Consider the following 20,671-nt stretch of genomic DNA (forward strand, 5'->3'; position numbering starts at 1 on the left):
TCGTTCCACTTGGTGGCGCCGGTGGCGACGAACAGCTGCGGCACCTTCTTGGAGTTCATGTATTTCTGGATCGCCGAGTTCGACGGCGTGCCGAGCGAGTTGAAGACCAGCAGCACCTCGTCGCTTTCGACCAGCTTGCGGGCCTGCTCCACGGCTTTCGGCGGCGAGTAGGCGTCATCATAGGAGATGAAGTTGATCTTGCGGCCGTTGATGCCGCCGGCGTCGTTGATCTTCTTGAAATAGGCGGCTTCGGTGCGGCCGATGATGCCGTAGGCGGAGGCCGGTCCGCTGTAGGGCATGATGTTGCCGATCTTGATCTCCGTGTCGCTGGCGCCGGTGTCGTATTTCTTCTGGGCAAGCGCAGCGCTGCCGGATGTCGCGACGAGCGCGAGCGCGGCCCCGAAGACCGCAAGTTTTTTGGTAGCGGACATCTATGTCTCTCTCCCTGTTGTCAGACGAATGTGTCGCGGCCCTGTTGCTTCGAGGGCTCTGTTATTTGGCTGCAATGATTAGCATTTCAGGCGGCCCGCCTCAATGAAAAGCCCCTGCGACAACGCCGCAGGGGCTCTCGTCTTTAGTCGACAATTCCGCGTTAACCGCCGACGTCGCCGCTCAAAATGTCACCAAAGCGCTCCCAGGTCTCGCCCTTGAACCGCATCAGTTGCAGTTGCGAAAGCGGCGCGAAGTCGGTCGCCGAGGTGTTGACCTTGATACCCGGCAACAGTCCGCCGGGTTCGTAATCGCGTATGCTGGCGGCCTGCTTCATGACGTTCTCGCGGGTCAGGTTGTCGCCGCAGGCCTTCAACACGTGCACCAGGCCCTGGCTGACGATGTAGGCGTACATCACGGACGCGTCGGCGCGGTTGGCTTCCGGATAGTACTTATCCAGGAATTCGTTCCAGGCGATCATTGCCTTGTCGGTCTTCCACTGCGGATCAGTCGGATCCTTCAGGTATTGCGACGAGATGATGTCCTGGGCGTTCTCGAAGCCCGCCGGCTTGATCACGCTGCCGATCGACGAGGAGACGTTGTTGAGGAAATGCAGCGGCTTCCAGCCGAGCTCGTTGTTCTTCTTGATCGCCTGCGCCGCGAATTTCGGCGTCGTGATGTTGAAGAACACGTCGGCGCCGGTGGCCTTGAGCCTGACAATGTGGGAGTCGATGGTCGGCTCCGTCACCTCGTAGCTGTCCTCGGCGACGATCATGGACGCTGCCTTGCTGCCGAGCCCGTCCTTGAATCCCTTCAGATAGTCCTTGCCGTAATCATCGTTCTGGTAGAGCACCGCGATCTTGGCGTCCGGCTTGTTCTTCAGGATGTACTTTGCGTAAATGATGGACTCGCTCTGGTAGTTGGGCTGCCAGCCCATCGTCCAGGGAAATTCCCTCGGGTCATTCCACTTGGTGGCGCCGGTGGCGACGAACAGCTGCGGCACCTTCTTCTGGTTCATGTATTTCTGGATCGCCGAGTTCGGCGGCGTGCCGAGCGAATTGAAGATCAGCAGCACCTCGTCGCTCTCGACGAGCTTGCGCGCCTGCTCGACGGTCTTCGGTGGTGTGTAGGCGTCGTCATAGCTGATGAAGGTGATCTTGCGGCCGTTGATGCCACCCTCGGCATTGATCTTGCGGAAATAGGCCTCCTCGGTCTTGCCGATCACCCCATAGGCGGAAGCCGCTCCGCTGTAGGGCATGATGTTGCCGATCTTGATTTCGCTGTCGGAGGCACCGATGTCGTATTTCTTCTGCGCGGCGGAGGGGCTCGCGGTCGCCGCGAGCAATGCGAGGGCAGCCGAAATGGCCCCCAACCGCAAACGGATAGCAGGCATTTTGATCTCCCTTGGATCACGGTGAATGTGTCACGATTTTTGGAGTGGGAGCACTTTGCGGCTCCTATCGGCATTGAATACCTTTCGTCAGGTGCCAGCAACAGAAAGCCCCCCGCGGCGCTGCCGCGGAGGGCGTCATTTAGTCGAACGTGTTGCGAGGAAAGCCGGTGCCGCACAAATGCTTCGCAACACACGCGAAGCGTTTACGATGGAGATCGTGCGTCGTCCTAGTTGCTGAGCCCGCTCGAGATGATGTCGCCGAACAGCTCCCACTTCTCGCCCTTGAACCGCATCAGCTGTAGCTGCTTGATCGGCGCGAAGTCGGTGGCCGAGGTGTTGATGCTGATGCCCGGCAGCAGCGTGCCGGGGACATAATCCTTCAGGCTCGCGGCCTGCTTCATGATGTTGGCGCGGGTGAGGTCGTCACCGCACATCTCGAGCACCTGCGCCATGGTCTGTGCAGCGGCGTAACCGTAGGAGGTGGCGCCGTCGAGCTTGTTGGCGTCGGGATAATCCTTCTTGAGGAAGGCAAGAAACTTCTCCATGCCGGGATCCTTGTCCCATTGCGGATCGGCGCCGTCCTTGAGATAGGACGCCGACAGGATGCCCTGCGCGTTCTCGAAGCCGGCCGGCTGCATGACGCCGCCGACCGAGGCGGAGACATTGGCGACGAATTGCAACGGCGTCCACGCGATTTCGGCAGCCTTCTTGATCGCCTGCGCCGCGAATTTCGGTGACGTGATGCTGATGAAGGTATCGGCGCCGGCGGCTTTCAGCTTGACGATGTGATTGTCGATCGCAGGCTCCGACGTCTCGTAAGCCTCTTCGGCGACGATCATCGAGGCCTTGTCGCCGAAAGCGTCCTTCAGGCCCTTGAGGTAGTCCTTGCCGAAATCGTCGTTCTGGTAAAGCACGGCAACCTTGGCGTCGGGTTTGTGCTTCATGATGTATTTTGCGTAGACCCGCGCTTCGTCCTGGTAGGACGGCTGCCAGCCCATGGTCCAGGGATAGTTCTTGGGGTCGTTCCACTTGGAGCCGCCGGAACCGACGAATAGTTGCGGCACCTGCTTCTCGTTCATGTACTTCCGGATCGAAGCGTTGGTTGCTGTACCGATCGAGCCGAACACCAGCAGGACCTCGTCGTCCTCAACCAGCTTGCGGGCTTGCTCCACCGTCTTGGCCGGCGAGTAGTTGTCGTCATAGGAGATGAACGTGATCTTGCGGCCGTGGATGCCGCCGGACTGGTTGATCATCTTGAAGTAGGCCGCCTCGGTCCTGCCGATCACGCCATAGGCCGAGGCGGGGCCGCTGTAGGGCGCGGTGTTGCCGATCTTGATCTCGGTGTCGCTGGCCCCGGTGTCGTACTTCTTCTGCGCCAGCGCGACATTGCAACTCGTCAGGATCAGAGCCAATGCGAACAAGAGCGCCGTCAGGGACGGACGTGCGGCTGTCATGGTTTCCCCACCTCGAGTTCTTAGTTTGCAGTATTCAATACGATCGGCGCGGGGCGTCAACAAAAAGCCCCCGCGACTGTTATCGCGGAGGCTGTTGTTTTATTCCCGCAGTGCAGCGTCACTCAGAGGGGACGTCGCCGGAAATGATGTCACCGAACAGTTCCCACTTCTGACCCTTGAAGCGCTGCATCTGCAGCTGGGCGATCGGGGCGAAGTCGGTGGCCGAGGTGTTGATCTTGACGCCGGGCAGCAGGGTGTCCGGCGTAAAGTCCTTCAGGCTCGCCGCCTGCTTCATGACGTTGGCGCGGGTAAGGTCGTCGCCGCACATTTCCAGCACCTTGGCGAGCGTCTGCGCGGCACCATAGCCGTAGACATAGCCGCCGTCGGTCTTGTCGGCGCCGGGCATGTACTTGTCGAGAAACTCCGACCACTTCTTCATGCCGGGGTCGTTATTCCACTGCGAGTCGGCGCCGTCCTTGGCATAGGCCGCCGACAGCACGCCCTGGGCGTTGTCGAAGCCGGCCGGCTGCATCACGCTGCCGACCGAGGCCGACACGTTGGTGATGATCTGCAGCGGCTTCCAGCCGAGCTCGGCGGTCTTCTTGATGGTCTGCGCGCCGAACTTCGGCGTGGTGTAGATCAGCAGCACGTCCGGATTGGCGGCCTTGATCTTGACGATGTGGCCGTCGATCGACGGCTCGGACACCTCATAGCTCTCCTCCATGATGATGCTGGAGGCTGCCTTGGCGCCAAAGCCGTCCTTGGTGCCCTTCAGGTAGTCTTTGCCGAAGTCGTCGTTCTGATAGAGGATCGCGACCTTGGCGTCGGGCTTCTCCTTCATCAGCCACTTGGCGTAGATCTGCGCTTCGCTCTGGTAGCTCGGCTGCCAGCCCATGGTCCACGGGAAGTTCTTCGGGTCGTTCCACTTGGTGGCGCCGGTGGCGACGAACAGCTGCGGGATCTTCTTGGAATTCAGGTATTTCTGGATCGCGGTGTTGGACGGCGTGCCGAGCGGATTGAAGACCAGCAGCACTTCGTCGCTCTCGACAAGCTTGCGCACCTGCTCGACCGCCTTCGGCGGCGAATAGGCGTCGTCATAGCTGACGAAATTGACCTTGCGGCCGTTGATGCCGCCGCGGTCGTTGATCATCTTGAAGTAGGCTTCTTCGGTCTTGCCGATCACGCCGTAGGCGGAGGCTGGTCCCGAATAGGGGATGATGTTGCCGACCTTGATCTCGGTATCGCTTGCGCCGGTATCGTATTTCTTCTGGGCGAATGCGGCAGTGGACGTCGCGGCAAAAGCGACGATCGCCGCGGAAATCGCGGCGATCCGAACGGTAGAAAGCATAATATCTCCTGGTTTGCTTCTATAGGCTTTAGTTCTTCTTGAACTTTGCGGCCAGCTGCTGGGCAACGATCGCAACCTGCCTGGCGCCGTGCGGCACGAGGAAGATGACGAGGAACAGCAGCACGCCGAACACCGCGCCGGAGAGGCCCTTGGAGATGCTCTCCGCCATGTTGGGCACAAAGATGATGAAGGCGCTTCCGACGATCGAGCCGGGCAGCCAGCCGACACCGCCGACCACCATGCCGAGGAACAGCGAGATCGCGAGCTGGATGGTGTAGCCGTCGGGCGCCACGAACTGCACCGCGATGGCGCCGAGACCGCCGGCAACGCCGGTGATGCCGGCCGAGACGCCGAACGCCAGCGTCTTGTACAGCGCGACGTCGACGCCCATCGCGGAAGCCGCGATCTCGTTGTCGCGGATCGCCATGAAGGCGCGGCCGGAGCGCGAGCGCAGCAGGTTCACCGAGGCGATGTAGATTCCGATCGAGACCGCCAGGGTGAAGTAGTAGAGCCACATGTCCTGCGACAGCGGCAGACCGAACGGTGCATCCGGCTTGGTGACCACGAGGCCCTGCACGCCGCCGGTCCAGTGCTCGAAATAGCCGAGCTTGAGCAGCTGCGGCATTGCGGTGGCGAGCGCAAAGGTCGCGAGCGCCAGATAGACGCCGCTGAGCCGCAGCGCCGGCTGGCCGAACAGGAAGCCGAAGCCGAAGCAGACGATGCCGGCGATCGGCAGCGTCAGGGCATAGTTCATGCCCGCATGCTCCATCAGGATCGCCGACGTATAGGCGCCGACGGCGTAGAACGCGCTCTGGCCGAGCGAGAACTGGCCGCTTCCGCCGGTCAGGATGTTGAGCGCCATCACCGCAAGCGCGTAGATCAGAAGCATCGTCATCTGGAAGATGATGAAGTTCTTCACGAACAGCGGGATCAGGATCAGCGCGGCAAGCACGACCAGCGAGGTGCCATAGCCCAGCGTCATGGCGCGCTTTGGCACGGCCTCGACGGCCTGGCCTTCGGTGACGACTTCGACTTCTTCAGCGGCGCTCATGATCAAACTCGCTTGACGATGGCGCGGCCGAACAGGCCTGCCGGTTTCACGACCAGGACAACGATGATCAGCGCGAGCGCGATCGGAAGTTTCAGTTCATTGCCGACGCCGGGAATGTAGGTGCCGACGAGGTTCTCGAAGATGCCGACCAGGAAGCCGCCCATCACGGCGCCGAACGGCGAGGTCAGGCCGCCGAGCACGGCCGCGGCGAATCCGTAGATCAGCACGCCGAGCATCATGTTCGGCTCGAGGAACACCACGGGGGCGATCATCATGCCGGCGATCGAGCCGATCGCCGACGCCATGCCCCAGCCCAGCGCGATCATCCAGGAGGTATTGATGCCGACCAGCCGGGCCGATTCAGGCAGCGAGGCGGCCGCCCGCATCGCAAGGCCGACCCTGGTGAAGCGGAAGAAGAAGAACAGCAGGGCCAGCATCAACAGCGTGATGCCGATCATGCCGGCCTGGTGGGTCGAGATCAGCTGGCTCCCGAGGAACGGCGAGGAGCCGAACGGCGTCGGATACTGCTTGATGGTGAAGTCCCAGATCAGGCCGGCGACCGAGTTGATGATCGCATACAGCGCGATGAAGCCGGCGACATTGGTCAGGATCGGGGCCTTGGCCAGCGGCTTGAACAGTAACCGCTCGATGACGATGCCGGCGGCAAACGAAAAGGCGACGGTGAGCACGAAGGCGCCCCAATATGGCACGCCCCATTGCATCAGCTGCCAGGACACGAAGGTCGAGAACATCGCCATTTCGCCCTGGGCGAAATTCAGGTGGTCGATGGCCTGGTAGATCATCACGACCGCGAGCGCCATGCAGGCATAGATCGCGCCCGTGGCGATGCCGGCCAGGACCTGGTTGGCAAAAAGCTCCATTGTGCCAGCTCCTCAGTAGCCGAGATAGGATTTGCGGACGTCTTCGTTGTTCGCGATGTCCTTGGCATTGCCCGACATCACGATCCGTCCGGTTTCGATCACATAGGCCTGGTCGGCGAGTTCGAGCGCGAGCTGCGCGTTCTGCTCGACCACCAGAATGGTCACCTTTTCCTCGCGATTGATCTTGCCGAGGATGCGGAACAGGTCGCGCACGATCAGCGGCGCGAGGCCGAATGACGGCTCGTCGAGCAGCATCAGGCGCGGCCGCAGCATCAGCGCGCGCGCCACCGCGAGCATCTGCTGCTCGCCGCCCGACAGCGTGCCGGCCTGCTGGGTGTAGCGCTGCTTCAGCACCGGGAAATGTTCGTACATCCGCTCGATGTCGGAACCGATCGCGCCCTTGTCGGAGCGGCTGATGGCCCCGAGCTGCAGATTCTCCTCCACCGTCATGTTGGTGAAGGTGCCGCGGCCCTGCGGCACATGGGCGATGCCGAGGCGGACCACGTTTTCGGTGGAACGGGTGCCGATCGGCTTGCCCTCGAACTCGATCGCGCCGGTCGAGCGCACCATGTTGCAGATCGCCCGCAGCGTGGTGGTCTTGCCGGCGCCGTTGGCGCCGAGCAGGGTGGTCAGCGAACCCTCGTTGAGCGAGAAGGAGAGGCCGTGCAGGGCCTGGACCTGACCGTAATAGGCGCGCAGGTCCTTGACGTTGAGCATCGCTGTCATTGGTCCTTGCTCCCCAGATAGGCCTTGATGACGTCGGGGTCGGCCTGGACCTGGGCCGGCGTGCCTTCGGCCAGCTTGCGGCCGAAATTGAGCGCGACGACGTGGTCGGCGATCGACATCACGAGACCCATGTGATGCTCGACCAGCAACACCGTAATTTTACGGTCGTCGCGGATTTTTCGGATCAGGTCGCCGAGTACGTAGACTTCCTCGTGATTGAGGCCGCCGGCCGGCTCGTCGAGCAGCAGGATCTTCGGATCCGCGGCCAGGGCGCGCGCCAGTTCGACGCGCTTCTGGGTGCCGAAGGGAAGTCCCGAAACCACGGTGTGGGCGACATCCTCGAGATCGAGATAGCCGAGGATGTCGTGCACCTTCTTGTTCATGTCGTTTTCGCCGCGGCGAACCCAGGCGAGGCGCAGCGAGTCGCTGACGATGTCGCTCGAGGTGCGCGCATGCGCGCCGACGCGCACATTGTCGATCACGGACAGATTGGGAAACAGCGCGACGTTCTGGAAGGTGCGGCCGATGCCGATCTCGGCGATCCGGTGCGGCGGCCGCGACAGGATGCTCTTGCCTTCCATCAGGATATCGCCGGACGACGGCTGGTAGAGCCGCGACAGGCAATTGAACAGCGTCGTCTTGCCGGCGCCGTTCGGTCCGATCAGGCCGAGGATCTGCCCATGGCGCATGTCGAACGACACGCCATTCAATGCGATGATGCCGCCGAACACGACGCTGACGTCGCGAACCGCGAGCAGGGGATCATTCCCCTGCGCGAGCTGTGCCTGCGTCATCTCGTCTCGCCCGCCATCTCTGAGCGGTGCGAGCAGCCCTGCGATGGATCTCGCCGGACGCGATGGAGGCTATCTGATCCCCTCTGCCAAACGTGCAACTTTCCCTCCTACTCTAGACTTTTTGCTTTGTTCTTTTTTGGATTGCGGCGCTATTCCACCGAGCGCCTGCTCGATGTTCCTTACCATCGCGACAAGGCGAGGTCCAATGTCGTTGAGTAATCTATCTTCCGTGAAGCGGAATGCCGGCGCGCCGCAATTGAAGGCGTAAGGACCGGTTCCGTCGTTCAGTCTCAATGCAACGCCAACCGCGGCGACGTCGTTCTGCCAGTCACCGGTAGACATGGTGAAACCGTGCTTCGCCACCGTCTCGCCGGAGCGCTCGATGCCGTCGCGCATCTTGGCCCAGCGGCTGCCATAGTGATCCCGCAGCTCGCGTAGTAGAGCCGCACGCTCTTCGGGTGGCAATGCCCAAATATAGGCACGTCCCATCGCGGTGGTTGCGATCGGCACCCGCGAGCCGACGTCGAGCTGCACGCCGAGCGCCAGGCCGTTCCGGCTCTGGCCGAAATAGATCATGCTGTGACGGTCGCGGCCGCCGACAGCGACGGCACCGCCGGTCGCGCGCATCACTTCTTCTCGATACGGCTCGGACAAATGCCGAACGCCGAGATTGGCCAGCGCGGCATAGCCGAGCGCCATCGCCGACGGTGCGAGCTGATACTTTTCGAATTTCGGTACAGGTGTAAGGTATCCCAGCTTGGTCAGCGTGTAGGTCAGCCGGGAAATGGTTGGCTTCGGTAACTTGGTGCGGGCTGCAATCTCCTGATTGCCGAGCAGCCCGTCATTGGGTTGAAATGCACGCAGGACATCCAGTCCGCGGGAAAGCGCGACGACGAAATTGCGATCGGTCGCTGCTTTCTTGCTGGCGCGCTTCATTCCCTGCCCTTGTCATGCTCGTTGACAAGGCTCGTGCTTCAAAATAACCCTCCGTGTCAAGATGTGGAATTAAATTTCGCAGTGCGAAATTGGTCTAATCGTAGCGGCTCAACGCAAGTCGGGCAGCTACTCAACACAAGTTCAAGAACAAGCATCCAGGGAGAGTCCCGGTGAGTGAAGTCGTCAAGCTCGAACGTCATGACAACATTGCCGTCGTCACGGTTAACAGTCCGCCAGTGAACGCGCTGAGCGCGGCCGTGCGCGGCGGCATCTTCGATTGCATCAAGAGCGCGATCGATGATGCGCAGGTCCAGGGCATCGTGCTGACCTGCGCCGGCCGCACCTTCATCGCCGGCGCCGACATCACCGAATTCGGCAAGCCGCCGAAGCCGCCCGGCCTCGCCGAGGTGCTGAGCCTGATGGAGAGCTCGCCGAAGCCGATCGTTGCCGCGATCCACGGCACCGCGCTCGGCGGCGGCCTCGAGGTCGCGCTGGCCTGCCACTATCGCGTCGCCACCAGGGACGCCAAGCTCGGTCTGCCCGAGGTGAAGCTCGGCCTGCTGCCGGGCGCCGGCGGCACCCAGCGCCTGCCGCGTGCGGTCGGTCCCGAGCTTGCGGTCAAGATGATCGTCGGTGGTGATCCGATCAGCGCGGATGCGGCACTGAAAGCCGGCCTGATCGAGGAGATCGTCGAGGGTCCGGCGTCGGGCGGTGAGGCATTTGCGCGCAAGGTGGTCGCCGAGAAGCGTCCGCTGCGCAAGCTGCGCGATGACGACAGCAAACTCGCGGCGGCCAAGGCCGACCGCTCGATCTTCACCAATGCGGTTGCTGCGCTGACCAAGAAGTCGCGCGGCCTCGAGGCGCCGTTCGCAGCCGCCGACGCTGTCGGCGCCGCGATCGACCTGCCGTTCGACGAAGGCCTGAAGAAGGAGCGCGAGGGCTTCCTCAAGCTGATGAACGGCGAACAGTCCAAGGCGCAGCGCTACGCGTTCTTCGCCGAGCGCGAAGCCGCCAAGATCTCCGGTGTTCCCGAGGGCACCAAGGGCCGCAACGTGGCGCGCGTCGCCATCCTCGGTGCCGGCACCATGGGCGGCGGCATTGCGATGTCGTTCGCCAATGCCGGCATCCCGGTCACCCTGATCGAGACCGGCGAGGAGCAGCTCAAGCGCGGCTTGGGCATCATGCAGAAGAACTACGAGGCGACCGCCGCGCGCGGCGGCATCCCGGCGGACGCGCCCGCCAAGCGCATGGCGCTGATCAACGGCGTCGTCGGCATCGAGAACATCGGCGACGCCGATCTCGTGATCGAGGCGGTGTTCGAGACCATGGCGGTCAAGAAGGAAGTGTTCGGCAAGCTCGATCAGTATGCCAAGCCGGGCGCCGTGCTGGCCTCCAACACCTCCTACCTCAACATCGACGAGATCGCGCAGTCGACCAAGCGTCCGCAGGATGTGCTCGGCATGCACTTCTTCTCGCCGGCCAATGTCATGAAGCTGTGCGAGATCGTGCGTGCCGACAAGACCGCGCCGGATGCGCTGGTCACCGCCGTCTCGATCGCGCGCAAGATCGCCAAGGTGCCGGCGGTGGTCGGCGTCTGCGACGGCTTCGTCGGCAACCGCATGCTGGCGCAGCGCGGCAAGCAGTCCGAGAAGCTGCTGTTCGAAGGCGCGCTGCCGCAGCAGGTCGACGCTGTCGTCACCAAGTTCGGCATGCCGATGGGCCCGTTCGCGATGGGCGATCTCGCCGGCCTCGATATCGGCTGGCGCTCGCGCAAGGACCGCGGCATCAAGTCGGAGATCGCGGACGCGCTGTGCGAAGCCGGCCGTTTCGGCCAGAAGACCGGCAAGGGCTACTACAAGTACGAGCAGGGCTCGCGCGCGGCGCTGCCCGATCCGGAGGTCGAGAAGCTGATCGACGAGACGCTGGCGCGCCTCGGCCGCAAGAAGCGCGTCGTCAGCGATGACGAGATCCTCGAGCGCATGATGTACCCGATGATCAACGAAGGCGCGAAGATCCTCGCCGAGGGCATCGCGGCGCGTCCGTCTGATATCGACGTGGTCTGGCTCTATGGCTATGGCTGGCCGATCTATCGCGGCGGCCCGATGTTCTGGGCCGACACCGTGGGCCTCAAGCACATCGCCGATCGCCTGGCCTTCTACGCCAAGGAGACCAACGATCCCTCGCTCGAGCCGGCGCCGCTGCTCAAGAAGCTCGCCGACGAAGGCAAGACCTTCGCCTCGCTCGCCGCAGCGTCGAAGGCGGCGTGATCTTACTTGGCGCCACTGGCTCGGTGTTCGGGTTCCCTCTCCCCTTGTGGGAGAGGGTTAGGGAGAGGGGTTGCCGCATCGGATTGCCCGTGTGAACCCCCTTCCCCAACCCCTAAGAGCGAGCTTCGCTCGTCTCGACCCCACAAGGGGGAGGGGAGCCCACACGCTGGTGTTCACCTAACAGGTGTTGAACGTTTCCATGACCTATCCCGGCGAACGATATTATCCCAAGGGCGTGCAGTGGAGCGACGAGATCACGCGCGGCACGCTGCCGGACCTGCTCTCGAATGCCGCCGCCGAGTTCGGCGCGCGTCCGCTGCTCGAGTTCCGCGACCGGCAGATCAGCTACAGCGAGCTTGAGGCGCTGGTCGAGACCGCTGCGGCCGCCTTCATGCGGGCCGGTTATGGCAAGGGCACCTCGGTCGCGCTGTTTCTCGGCAACTCGCCCGATCACCCGATCAACTTCTTCGGCGCGCTGAAGGCCGGCGCTCGCGTCGTGCATCTGTCGCCGCTCGACGGCGAGATCGCGCTGTCGCACAAGCTCTCCGATTCCGGCGCCCGCGTGCTGGTCACCAGCAACCTGTCGGCGCTGTTGCCGACCGCGCTGAAATTCCTCGCCAAGGGTCTGCTCGACCGCCTGATCGTTTGCGAGGACGACCATTGGGGCAAGGCCGGTACGCCGCAGACGGCATTGCCTGACAATCCCGCGATCATCACCCACCGGCAGTTCATCGACGGCGCCGTCAAGCCGTCGCAATGGCCCGCCGTCGACGTCGAGGACGTCGCGCTGCTGCAATATACCGGCGGCACCACCGGCCTGCCGAAGGGCGCCATGCTCAGCCACGGCAATCTCACCGCGGCGGTGTCGATCTACGACGTCTGGGGCAAGCCCGGGCGGCTCGAACGCAACGCGGTCGAGCGCGTCATCTGCGTGCTGCCGCTGTTCCACATCTACGCGCTGACCGTCGTGCTGCTGTCGGTGATCCGGCGCGGCCATCTGATCTCGCTGCATCAGCGCTTCGACGTCGAGGCCGTGATGCGCGACATCGAGGTCAAGCGCGCGACGGTGTTTCCGGGCGTGCCGACGATGTGGATCGCGATCGCCTCGCTGCCCGATCTCGACAAGCGCGATCTGTCCTCGCTCGTGGTCGCCGGCTCCGGCGGCGCGCCGCTGCCGGTTGAAGTCGCCAAGATCTTCGAGCGCCGCGTCGGCATGAAGCTGAAGAGCGGCTGGGGCATGACCGAGACCTGCTCGCCCGGCACCGGCCATCCCAAGGAAGGACCGGAGAAGCCGGGCTCGATCGGGCTGATGCTGCCCGGCATCGAGATGGACGTGGTATCGCTGGAGGATTCCACCAAGGTGATGCCGGTCGGCGAGGTCGGCGAAATCCGCATCCGTGGCCCGAACGTCACCAAGGGCTACTGGAACAGGCCGGCGGAGACCGCGGAGGCCTTCGTCGGTGATCGCTTCCTGACCGGCGACATCGGCTACATGGACGCCGACGGCTATTTCTATCTGGTCGACCGCAAGAAGGACATGATCATCTCCGGTGGCTTCAACGTCTATCCGCAGATGATCGAGCAGGCGATCTACACGCATCCCGCCGTGCAGGAGGTGATCGTGATCGGCATTCCCGACGACTACCGCGGCGAGGCGGCAAAGGCCTTCATCAAGCTGCGCGACGGCGAGAAAGTGTTCTCGATCGACGAGCTGCGCGCGTTCCTCACCGGCAAGGTCGGCAAGCATGAACTGCCGGCGGCGGTCGAGTTCGTCGACGAACTGCCGCGCACCCCGGTCGGCAAGCTGTCGCGTCACGAATTGCGCCAGCAGCAGCCGAAGACATCTCAAACCACGCAACAAACCGCATCAGGATCGCGCTCATGATGGACGACATGGTGCAATGAATCCGTCGTCCCGGCGAAAGCCGGGACCCATACGCCGCGGCCTATGCAAGAGGCACAAGCGGCAGCCGGCTTTGCCAATCCCGACGGCCGGTGGTTATGGGTCCCGGCGTTCGCCGGGACGACATCGAGAATCACGAGGAAGTTGAACTTCAAAAGGAGGATCCGATGGATCTCGCTTTCACCAAGGAAGAGATAGCGTTTCGCGAGGAGGTACGGGAGTTCTTCAAGAACAACGTGCCGCCGGATACACGGCGCAAGCTGCAGGAAGGCCGCCATCTGTCGAAGGACGAGATGGTCACCTGGTGGCGCATCCTCAACAAGAAGGGCTGGGGCGTCACCCACTGGCCGAAGGAATATGGCGGCACCGGCTGGACCACCGTGCAGCACTACATCTTCAACGAAGAGCTGCAGTCCTATCCCGCGCCGCAGCCGCTCGCGTTCGGCGTCAGCATGGTCGGCCCGGTCATCTACACTTTCGGCAACGAGAAGCAGAAGAAGGAATATCTGCCGCGCATCGCCAATGTCGACGACTGGTGGTGCCAGGGCTTCTCGGAGCCGGGCTCGGGTTCAGACCTTGCGTCGCTGAAGACCAAGGCCGAGCGCCGTGGCGACAAATGGATCATCAACGGCCAGAAGACCTGGACCACGCTCGCCCAGCACGCCGACATGATCTTCTGCCTCTGCCGCACCGACAACAACGCGAAGAAGCAGATGGGCATCTCCTTCATCGTGTTCAGCATGAAGTCGAAGGGCGTCACCGTGCGCCCGATCCAGACCATCGACGGCGGCCACGAGGTCAACGAAGTGTTCTTCGACGACGTCGAGGTGCCTGTCGAGAACCTGATCGGCGAGGAGAACAAGGGCTGGGACTACGCCAAATTCCTGCTCGGCAATGAGCGTACCGGCATCGCCCGGGTCGGCGTCTCGAAGGAGCGGCTGCGCCGCATCCGCGCGCTGGCCTCCAAGGTCGAGTCCGGCGGCCGTCCTGTCATCGAGGATCCGGCGTTCCGCGAGAAGCTCACGGCCTGCGAGATCGAGCTGAAGGCGCTCGAGCTGACCCAGCTCCGTGTCGTCGCCGACGAAGGCAAGCACGGCAAGGGCAAGCCCAACCCGGCTTCCTCGGTGCTCAAGATCAAGGGCTCGGAAATCCAGCAGACCACCACCGAGCTGCTGATGGAGATCATCGGCCCGTTCGCCGCGCCCTACGACGAGCACGGCGATGCCGGCTCGAACGAGAGCATGGATTGGACCGCGCAGATCGCGCCGAGCTACTTCAACAACCGCAAGGTTTCGATCTACGGCGGCTCCAACGAGATCCAGCGCAACATCATCAGCAAGGCGGTGCTGGGGCTTTGATTCTCTCCCTCTCCCCGCGCTTGCGGCGGGGAGAGGTGACGAGGTCCCGGTTTCGGTAACGACTTTCAGTTTAAGGAAACGAACATGGATTTTGATCTGTCCGAGGAGCAGCGGCTTCTCAAGGAAAGCGTCGACGGGTTGCTGGCGGATGCCTACGACTTCGATGCGCGCAAGAAGTACATGAAGGAGAAGGGCGGCTGGAGCAAAGCGCTCTGGGGCAAGCTCGCCGAGCAGGGCCTGCTTGGTCTGCCCTTCGCCGAGACCGACGGCGGCTTCGGCGCCGGCGCGGTCGAGACCATGATCGTGATGGAAGCGCTCGGCAAGTCACTGGTGGTCGAGCCCTATCTCGCCACCGTCGTGGTCGCCGGCGGCTTCCTGCGCCATGGCGGCTCGGCCGAGCAGAAGGCCAAGTACATCCCCGGCATCATCGACGGCAGCAAGACCTTCGGCTTCGCGCAGCTCGAGAAGAACTCGCGCTACGACCTGTTCGACGTCGTGACCACGGCGAAGAAGAAGGGCAGTGGCTGGGTGATCGACGGCGAGAAGTTCGTCGTGCTGAACGGCGAGAACGCCGACACGCTGATCGTCACCGCGCGCACCAAGGGCGGCCAGCGCGACAAGACCGGCATCGGCGTGTTCCTGGTTCCGGCGGACGCCAAGGGCGTCACCAAGAAGGGCTATCCGACCCAGGACGGCCTGCACGCGGCCGACATCACCTTCACCAATGTCGAGGTCGGTGCGGACGCTGCGATCGGCGATCCCGAAAACGGCCTGCCCTTGATCGAGCGCGTGGCGGACGAAGCCCGCATTGCGCTGTGCGCGGAAGCCGTCGGCGCGATGGATGAATCGCTGAAGGAGACCGTCGAGTACATCAAGACCCGCAAGCAGTTCGGCGTTGCGATCGGCTCGTTCCAGAGCCTGCAGCACCGCGCCGCCGACATGTTCGTGGCACTGGAGCAGGCCCGCAGCATGTCGATGTTCGCGACCATGGCGTCGGACTTCAGCGATGCCAAGGAGCGTTCGTCCGCGGTCGCGGCCGCCAAGGTGCAGGTCGGCAAGTCCTTGAAGTTCGTCGGCCAGCAGTCGATCCAGCTTCATGGCGGCATCGGCATGACCATGGAAGCCAAGATCGGCCACTACTTCAAGCGGCTGACCATGATCGAGAACACGCTCGGCGATACCGACTACCACCTCCGTCGCGTCAGCGAAGGCGGTGGGCTGTTGGCTTGAGATGTCGTTGCCGGGCCTGACCCGGCAACCCATCGCTTCTTGAAAAGATGGATGCGCGGGTCAAGCCCGCGCATGACGAGTTCTGATAGAAGTCAGGGAAACAACAACAATGAAAAACACCCCGTTCGATCTCACCGGCCAGGTCGCGGTCGTCACCGGCTCGAGCCGCGGCATCGGCCGCTCCTCGGCCGAACTGCTCGCAAAACTCGGCGCCAAGGTCGTGATCTCCTCGCGCAAGGCGGACGCCTGCCAGGAGGTCGCTGACGGCATCAAGAAGGCCGGCGGTGACGCGCTCGTCATCCCCTGCAACATCGCGCGCCGCGCGGAGGTCGAGGGTCTGATCTCCGGCACGATGAAGCACTACGGCAAGATCGACATCCTGGTCTGCAACGCTGCGGTGAATCCCTATTACGGCCCGCTGCTCGACATCACGGACGAGGCCTTCGACAAGATCATGGGCTCGAACGTCAAGAGCAACATCTGGCTCTCCGCGCTGGCGATCCCGCAGATGGCCGAACGCGGCAAGGGCTCGGTCGTGATCATCTCCTCGATCGGCGGTCTGCGCGGCTCGACGGTGATTGGCGCCTACGGCATCTCCAAGGCGGCCGACTTTGCGCTGTGCCGCAGCCTTGCTGGTGAATGGGGCCCGAAAGGCGTGCGGGTCAATTGCGTGGCGCCGGGCCTGGTGAAGACCGATTTCGCCCGCGCGCTGTGGGAGGATCCGGACAATCTGAAGCGCCGCACCGCATCGACGCCGCTCCGCCGTATCGGCGAGCCCGACGAGATCGCGGGCGCGGTGGCCTATCTCGCCTCCGATGCCTCGACCTTCATGACCGGCCAGACCATCGTGGTCGATGGCGGCGTGACGACGGCTGCGGCGTAACGAATCGCTTTACAAAAGCACACCAAGGAATCGTCATGCCCGGCCTTGTGCCGGGCATCCACGTCTTTGGCGGTTGCTGCGAGCAAGACGTGGATGGCCGGGACAAGCCCGGCCATGACGAGTCTTGCGGGTCAGCCTCAAACCTGCTCCAGCGCGCGCTCAAAATCCTCGATCAGATCGTCGGGGTGCTCGAGCCCTGCCGAGAAGCGAATAAAACCTTCGCTGATGCCGAGCTCGGCGCGGGCCTCCGGCGCCAGGCGCTGATGCGTCGTGGTCGCGGGATGCGTGACCAGGCTCTTGGCATCGCCGAGATTGTTGGAGATGCGCGAGATCTTCAGCGCATTGAGGCAGCGGAAGGCGCCGGCCTTGCCGTCCTTCACCTCGAAGCCGACCAGCGTCGAGCCGGCGCCCATCTGCTTCTTCACCGTCGCGGCCTGCGGATGATCGGGGCGGCCCGGATAGACCAGCCGCGTGATCTTCGGATGGTTGGCCAGCGCCTCGGCGATCTTGGCCGCGTTCTCGGTCTGGGCGCGGACCCGGATGCCGAGCGTCTCCAGCCCCTTCAACAGCACCCAGGCGTTGAACGGCGACAGCGACGGGCCGGTCTGGCGCATGAAATTGTGGATGTGCTCGGCGATGAAGGCTTCCGACGACAGGATAACGCCGCCGAGGCAGCGGCCCTGGCCGTCGATATGCTTGGTCGCGGAGTAGACCACGACGTCCGCGCCAAGCGACAGCGGGCTCTGCCAGATCGGCGTCGCGAACACATTGTCGACGATCAGCCGTGCTCCGCCGCTATGCGCGATCTTGGCGATCGCGCCAATGTCGAGCACGTCGAGCGTCGGATTGGTCGGGCTCTCCAGGAAGAAGGTCTTGGTGTTCGGCCGCAATGCGCGCTGCCACTGGTCGAGATCGAGGCCGTCGACCAGCGTCGTCTCGATGCCGTAGCGCGGCAGCAGGTCCTGCACGACGTAGAGGCACGAGCCGAACAGGGCCTTCGACGCCACCACGTGGTCGCCGGCCTTCAGCGGCGCGAGGATCGCGGTGGTCACCGCGGCCATGCCGGTCGCGGTCGAGCGCGCGGCTTCCGCGCCCTCGAGCTCGATCATGCGGCGCTCGAACATCGCAATGGTCGGGTTGGAATAGCGCGAATAGATGAAGCCGGGATCCTGGCCCTTGAAGCGCGCCTCGCATTGCTCGGCGGTGTCGTAGACATAGCCCTGGGTAAGAAACAGCCCTTCCGACGTCTCCCCGAACTGCGAGCGGAGCGTGCCGCCATGGACGAGGCGGGTTTCGGGACGAAGGTGGGCAGTAGACTTGGATTCAGAAGACTTGGGTTCAGACATGTGACCTCCGAAGTGGCCATTTCCCTCGGAAACTGGCCACAAAAAAACCGGCCTGGAGAAACCTCCACAAGCCGGGATCACACTGTCCCCGGCCTGTTTAGCGACTTATTTAACGTGGCTGCAAGCCGGCCGGCTCAAATCACCACGGGATAAGTGCAGCTGATATTCCCTCGCGCCCTTTCCGTCAAGACGGTCATCGGATAACCCGTAAAAGCCCATAATTTGGGACTTGGTGGCCGCTCAGAGTATGATTTTGGGCCATCTCGAGGGATCGCCGAGGGACCGCGACGTGTCGTTCACGCTGGAAGATGAAGCCAACGGAATCTTGCCCGACCGCATGATCGCGGAGATGGCGGAGGCGGGCCTCATCCTGCCCGCCTACGACTTCGTCGAGAGCCAGATCCAGCCGGCGAGCCTCGATCTCCGCCTCGGTGACATCGCCTACCGCGTCCGCGCCAGCTTCCTGCCGGGGCCCGATGCCACCGTCGCGGAGCGGATCGACCAGCTGAAGCTGCACGAGATCGATTTGTCTGACGGCGCGGTGCTGGAGACCAATTGCGTCTACATCGTGCCGCTGCTGGAAAGCCTGGCGCTGCCGCCGGAGATCGTGGCCGCGGCCAACCCGAAGAGCTCGACCGGACGGCTCGACGTCTTCACCCGCGTGATCGCCGACGGCACCCGCCGCTTCGACATGATCGGCGCCGGCTATCACGGCCCGCTCTATGCCGAGATCAGCCCGAAGACGTTTCCGGTGCTGCTGCGCGAGGGCTCGCGGCTCAGCCAGGTCCGCTTCCGGATCGGCGAGGCGACCTTGACCGCCGACGAGCTCGACGCGCTGCATGCCGCCGAGCGGCTGGTCGATGCCGACAATGCCGATCTCACCCATGGCGTCGCGCTCTCGGTCGATCTCTCCGGCGAGAACTCGGGCGGCTTCGTCGGCTATCGTGCCAAGCGCCACACCGGCGTTGTCGATGTCGATCGCCGCGGCGGCTATTCGGTCGAGGAATTCTGGGAGCCGATCAAGGCGCGGCCCGACGGCAGCCTCATTCTCGATCCCGGCGAGTTCTACATCCTGGCGTCGAAAGAGGCCGTGCAGGTGCCGCCGGACTACGCCGCGGAGATGGTGCCGTTCGATCCGCTGGTCGGCGAATTCCGCGTCCACTATGCCGGCTTCTTCGATCCCGGCTTCGGCTATGCTGGCGCCGGCGGCAAGGGCGCGCGCGCCGTGCTGGAAGTGCGCTCGCGCGAGGTGCCGTTCATTCTCGAGCATGGCCAGATCGTCGGCCGCCTCGTCTATGAACGCATGCTCGAGCGCCCCGACGCGCTCTATGGCCAGCGCATCGGCTCGAACTACCAGGCGCAGGGCCTGAAGCTCTCCAAGCATTTTCGCGTGTAATTCCGTTTCGCGCGCGTGTAATTCCGTAGCCCGGATGAAGCGCTAGCGAAATCCGGGACGGTGCATACGCGGATTGAGCGGCCCCGGATTGCGCTTCGCTGCATCCGGGCTACGATTGCGTATGCGAGCTCGACCTCGCCAACAAGAGCCAGGGAGCAAACATGACCGGAGAGCAGGACGCGCGCGAAGCGCAGTGGCGAAGGTGGCGCAGCGTCGCCGATCTCTATCACGCCTTCTTCACCGGGCTGATCCTCACCGTGGTGACGCGGCGCGGCACGGCCGACGCCGCCGAGTTCGTCTTCCGCGTGTTTCGCCGCCAGCAGCAGGAGCGCTTCCTGCCCGGCTTGAAGAAGCTCGGCCTCGACGGCCTGCCGCCTGCGGTCGCGGCCGCGCAGTATCACTATCTCTCCAACTGGATCGGCGGCGTGCATGTCGAATACATGTACGAGACCGACCGCAAGGCTTGGATCCGCTATCCGCCGCCGCGCTGGATCTGGAAGGGCACGGCGATCTGCGGCGTGCCCGGCGAGGTCTCGCGCGCGATGCTGCGCGGCTGGCACGCCAACAACGGTGTCGCGCTCGGCGATCTCAGGCTCGGCTTCGTCTGCACCAAGCAAAGCGTCGACGGCCAGGACGGGCTCGAGGGCTATTACTGCGAATACGATCATCCGCTCGAACTCGACCAGCGCCTGGTGTTCGCGCGCCACCTCGAGGCGCCGCTGTTCGATTCCAGAACCGCGCCGGCATTGCCGGTCGACAGCTGGCCGAAACCACGGCTGGAAAAGGCCTATCGCAACTACGCGATGGAATATGTGAAGACGGCAGCGCCGGTCATCGTGCAGGTGTTCGGGCCCGAGGATGCGAGCTATCTGCTGCATCTCACCGGCAAGCTGATTGGCATGCAGTATTTCGACGAGGTTGCGCAGGCGCTCGGCGGCGGCCGTGGCCGTGCCACGGAATTTGCCGCATTCCTGCGCGTGCTCTTCGAGTCGCAGGATGATGTCGCTGAGATCAGCGAGTCCGAGGGCCAGTTCGAGATCCGCCAGCAGGGCTGGAAGCTGATGGCCGACGTGGCCGATTATCACCCGGCCTGCGCCAGCGTCCTGACAGGCTTGTTCGAAGGGCTGGCGGCCGGCTGCGGACGGCATATTCCGGTGCATCTGAAGCCGAACAGCGCCGCCGGCGCGCCGTTCGTCTGGTCGATCGGCTAGACCAGACGTCATCCTCCCCTGGAGGGGGAGGATCGGTTCGCATGAAATGCGAACCGAGGTGGGGT

Annotated in this window: 17 protein-coding genes and 1 riboswitch; of the genes, 7 read left to right on the forward strand and 10 right to left on the reverse strand. The window is 63.5% G+C overall.

All coding sequences use genetic code 11. The features are described from left to right. The 9 genes from Q0030_RS39590 to Q0030_RS39630 all read right to left on the reverse strand — a co-directional run. The coding region (locus tag Q0030_RS39590) for an ABC transporter substrate-binding protein (protein WP_298380279.1) at positions 1 to 431 on the reverse strand (431 nt) is incomplete at its 3' end. Positions 432 to 592: 161 nt separating this feature from the next. After that, the gene (locus Q0030_RS39595; protein ID WP_298380281.1) at positions 593 to 1,822 is read right to left on the reverse strand and encodes an ABC transporter substrate-binding protein; all 1,230 of its coding nucleotides are present in this window, start codon (positions 1,820 to 1,822) and stop codon (positions 593 to 595) included. 227 nt (positions 1,823 to 2,049) lie between these two features. Further along, a complete protein-coding gene (locus Q0030_RS39600; RefSeq protein ID WP_298380284.1) occupies positions 2,050 to 3,276 on the reverse strand; it encodes an ABC transporter substrate-binding protein in 1,227 nt (408 codons plus the stop codon). A gap of 118 nt (positions 3,277 to 3,394) precedes the next feature. Further along, complete coding sequence (locus tag Q0030_RS39605) at positions 3,395 to 4,624, reverse strand: ABC transporter substrate-binding protein (RefSeq protein WP_298380287.1); 1,230 nt, start codon at positions 4,622 to 4,624, stop codon at positions 3,395 to 3,397. A 28-nt stretch (positions 4,625 to 4,652) separates the two neighbouring features. Continuing rightward, positions 4,653 to 5,675 (reverse strand): branched-chain amino acid ABC transporter permease, encoded by a 1,023-nt coding sequence (locus Q0030_RS39610; protein ID WP_298380289.1) that lies wholly within the window; start codon positions 5,673 to 5,675, stop codon positions 4,653 to 4,655. Positions 5,676 to 5,677: 2 nt separating this feature from the next. After that, entirely contained in the window at positions 5,678 to 6,556 is an 879-nt protein-coding gene (locus Q0030_RS39615; RefSeq protein ID WP_163160471.1) for a branched-chain amino acid ABC transporter permease, read from the reverse strand. A 12-nt stretch (positions 6,557 to 6,568) separates the two neighbouring features. After that, complete coding sequence (locus Q0030_RS39620) at positions 6,569 to 7,282, reverse strand: ABC transporter ATP-binding protein (protein ID WP_050426335.1); 714 nt, start codon at positions 7,280 to 7,282, stop codon at positions 6,569 to 6,571. Next, positions 7,279 to 8,076: an ABC transporter ATP-binding protein gene (locus Q0030_RS39625; RefSeq protein WP_095731499.1), complete on the reverse strand. Its 798-nt coding sequence runs from the start codon at positions 8,074 to 8,076 to the stop codon at positions 7,279 to 7,281. Before Q0030_RS39625 ends, Q0030_RS39620 begins: the two co-directional genes overlap by 4 nt. Positions 8,077 to 8,145: 69 nt before the next feature. Further along, positions 8,146 to 9,012 carry an IclR family transcriptional regulator gene (locus Q0030_RS39630; RefSeq protein WP_298380304.1) on the reverse strand — a complete coding sequence of 289 codons (867 nt, stop codon included), beginning with the start codon at positions 9,010 to 9,012 and terminating at the stop codon, positions 8,146 to 8,148. A gap of 170 nt (positions 9,013 to 9,182) precedes the next feature. Between Q0030_RS39630 and Q0030_RS39635 the strand changes: the two genes are divergently transcribed. From Q0030_RS39635 to Q0030_RS39655, 5 genes are all read left to right on the forward strand, one after another. Continuing rightward, positions 9,183 to 11,279, forward strand: a complete 2,097-nt coding sequence (locus Q0030_RS39635; RefSeq protein ID WP_298380307.1) for a 3-hydroxyacyl-CoA dehydrogenase NAD-binding domain-containing protein — start codon at positions 9,183 to 9,185, stop codon at positions 11,277 to 11,279. 199 nt (positions 11,280 to 11,478) lie between these two features. Further along, on the forward strand, positions 11,479 to 13,164 hold the full coding sequence (gene pimA, locus Q0030_RS39640) for a dicarboxylate--CoA ligase PimA (protein WP_298380310.1): 1,686 nt from the start codon (positions 11,479 to 11,481) through the stop codon (positions 13,162 to 13,164). A 185-nt stretch (positions 13,165 to 13,349) separates the two neighbouring features. Further along, positions 13,350 to 14,540, forward strand: coding sequence for a pimeloyl-CoA dehydrogenase large subunit (gene pimC, locus Q0030_RS39645; protein ID WP_092119442.1), 1,191 nt, complete (start codon positions 13,350 to 13,352; stop codon positions 14,538 to 14,540). An 84-nt stretch (positions 14,541 to 14,624) separates the two neighbouring features. Further along, a complete protein-coding gene (gene pimD, locus Q0030_RS39650; protein ID WP_298380314.1) occupies positions 14,625 to 15,770 on the forward strand; it encodes a pimeloyl-CoA dehydrogenase small subunit in 1,146 nt (381 codons plus the stop codon). A 109-nt stretch (positions 15,771 to 15,879) separates the two neighbouring features. Beyond that, positions 15,880 to 16,653 carry an SDR family oxidoreductase gene (locus tag Q0030_RS39655; protein ID WP_298380317.1) on the forward strand — a complete coding sequence of 258 codons (774 nt, stop codon included), beginning with the start codon at positions 15,880 to 15,882 and terminating at the stop codon, positions 16,651 to 16,653. 137 nt (positions 16,654 to 16,790) lie between these two features. Here Q0030_RS39655 and Q0030_RS39660 read toward each other — a convergent pair whose 3' ends face one another. Next, positions 16,791 to 17,999: an O-succinylhomoserine sulfhydrylase gene (locus Q0030_RS39660; protein ID WP_298380319.1), complete on the reverse strand. Its 1,209-nt coding sequence runs from the start codon at positions 17,997 to 17,999 to the stop codon at positions 16,791 to 16,793. A gap of 76 nt (positions 18,000 to 18,075) precedes the next feature. Then, positions 18,076 to 18,155, reverse strand: a riboswitch (SAM riboswitch). A gap of 133 nt (positions 18,156 to 18,288) precedes the next feature. Here Q0030_RS39660 and Q0030_RS39665 point away from each other — a divergent pair. Next, positions 18,289 to 19,395, forward strand: coding sequence for a 2'-deoxycytidine 5'-triphosphate deaminase (locus Q0030_RS39665; protein WP_298380322.1), 1,107 nt, complete (start codon positions 18,289 to 18,291; stop codon positions 19,393 to 19,395). Between the two features lie 161 nt (positions 19,396 to 19,556). Continuing rightward, the gene (locus tag Q0030_RS39670) at positions 19,557 to 20,606 is read left to right on the forward strand and encodes a hypothetical protein (protein ID WP_298380324.1); all 1,050 of its coding nucleotides are present in this window, start codon (positions 19,557 to 19,559) and stop codon (positions 20,604 to 20,606) included. The last annotated feature ends 65 nt before the right edge of the window (positions 20,607 to 20,671 follow it).

Source organism: uncultured Bradyrhizobium sp., from assembly GCF_947648125.1.
Lineage (GTDB): Bacteria > Pseudomonadota > Alphaproteobacteria > Rhizobiales > Xanthobacteraceae > Bradyrhizobium.

What these genes read in the sequence shown, in the direction of transcription:
- Q0030_RS39670 (WP_298380324.1), top strand. Translation starts at nt 19,557, where the DNA reads ATGACCGGAGAGCAGGACGCGCGCGAAGCGCAGTGGCGAAGGTGGCGC.
- Q0030_RS39655 (WP_298380317.1), top strand. Translation starts at nt 15,880, where the DNA reads ATGAAAAACACCCCGTTCGATCTCACCGGCCAGGTCGCGGTCGTCACC.
- pimD (WP_298380314.1), top strand. Translation starts at nt 14,625, where the DNA reads ATGGATTTTGATCTGTCCGAGGAGCAGCGGCTTCTCAAGGAAAGCGTC.
- Q0030_RS39620 (WP_050426335.1), bottom strand. Translation starts at nt 7,282, where the DNA reads ATGACAGCGATGCTCAACGTCAAGGACCTGCGCGCCTATTACGGTCAG.
- Q0030_RS39600 (WP_298380284.1), bottom strand. Translation starts at nt 3,276, where the DNA reads ATGACAGCCGCACGTCCGTCCCTGACGGCGCTCTTGTTCGCATTGGCT.
- Q0030_RS39605 (WP_298380287.1), bottom strand. Translation starts at nt 4,624, where the DNA reads ATGCTTTCTACCGTTCGGATCGCCGCGATTTCCGCGGCGATCGTCGCT.
- pimC (WP_092119442.1), top strand. Translation starts at nt 13,350, where the DNA reads ATGGATCTCGCTTTCACCAAGGAAGAGATAGCGTTTCGCGAGGAGGTA.
- Q0030_RS39625 (WP_095731499.1), bottom strand. Translation starts at nt 8,076, where the DNA reads ATGACGCAGGCACAGCTCGCGCAGGGGAATGATCCCCTGCTCGCGGTT.
- pimA (WP_298380310.1), top strand. Translation starts at nt 11,479, where the DNA reads ATGACCTATCCCGGCGAACGATATTATCCCAAGGGCGTGCAGTGGAGC.
- Q0030_RS39610 (WP_298380289.1), bottom strand. Translation starts at nt 5,675, where the DNA reads ATGAGCGCCGCTGAAGAAGTCGAAGTCGTCACCGAAGGCCAGGCCGTC.
- Q0030_RS39595 (WP_298380281.1), bottom strand. Translation starts at nt 1,822, where the DNA reads ATGCCTGCTATCCGTTTGCGGTTGGGGGCCATTTCGGCTGCCCTCGCA.
- Q0030_RS39615 (WP_163160471.1), bottom strand. Translation starts at nt 6,556, where the DNA reads ATGGAGCTTTTTGCCAACCAGGTCCTGGCCGGCATCGCCACGGGCGCG.
- Q0030_RS39630 (WP_298380304.1), bottom strand. Translation starts at nt 9,012, where the DNA reads ATGAAGCGCGCCAGCAAGAAAGCAGCGACCGATCGCAATTTCGTCGTC.
- Q0030_RS39660 (WP_298380319.1), bottom strand. Translation starts at nt 17,999, where the DNA reads ATGTCTGAACCCAAGTCTTCTGAATCCAAGTCTACTGCCCACCTTCGT.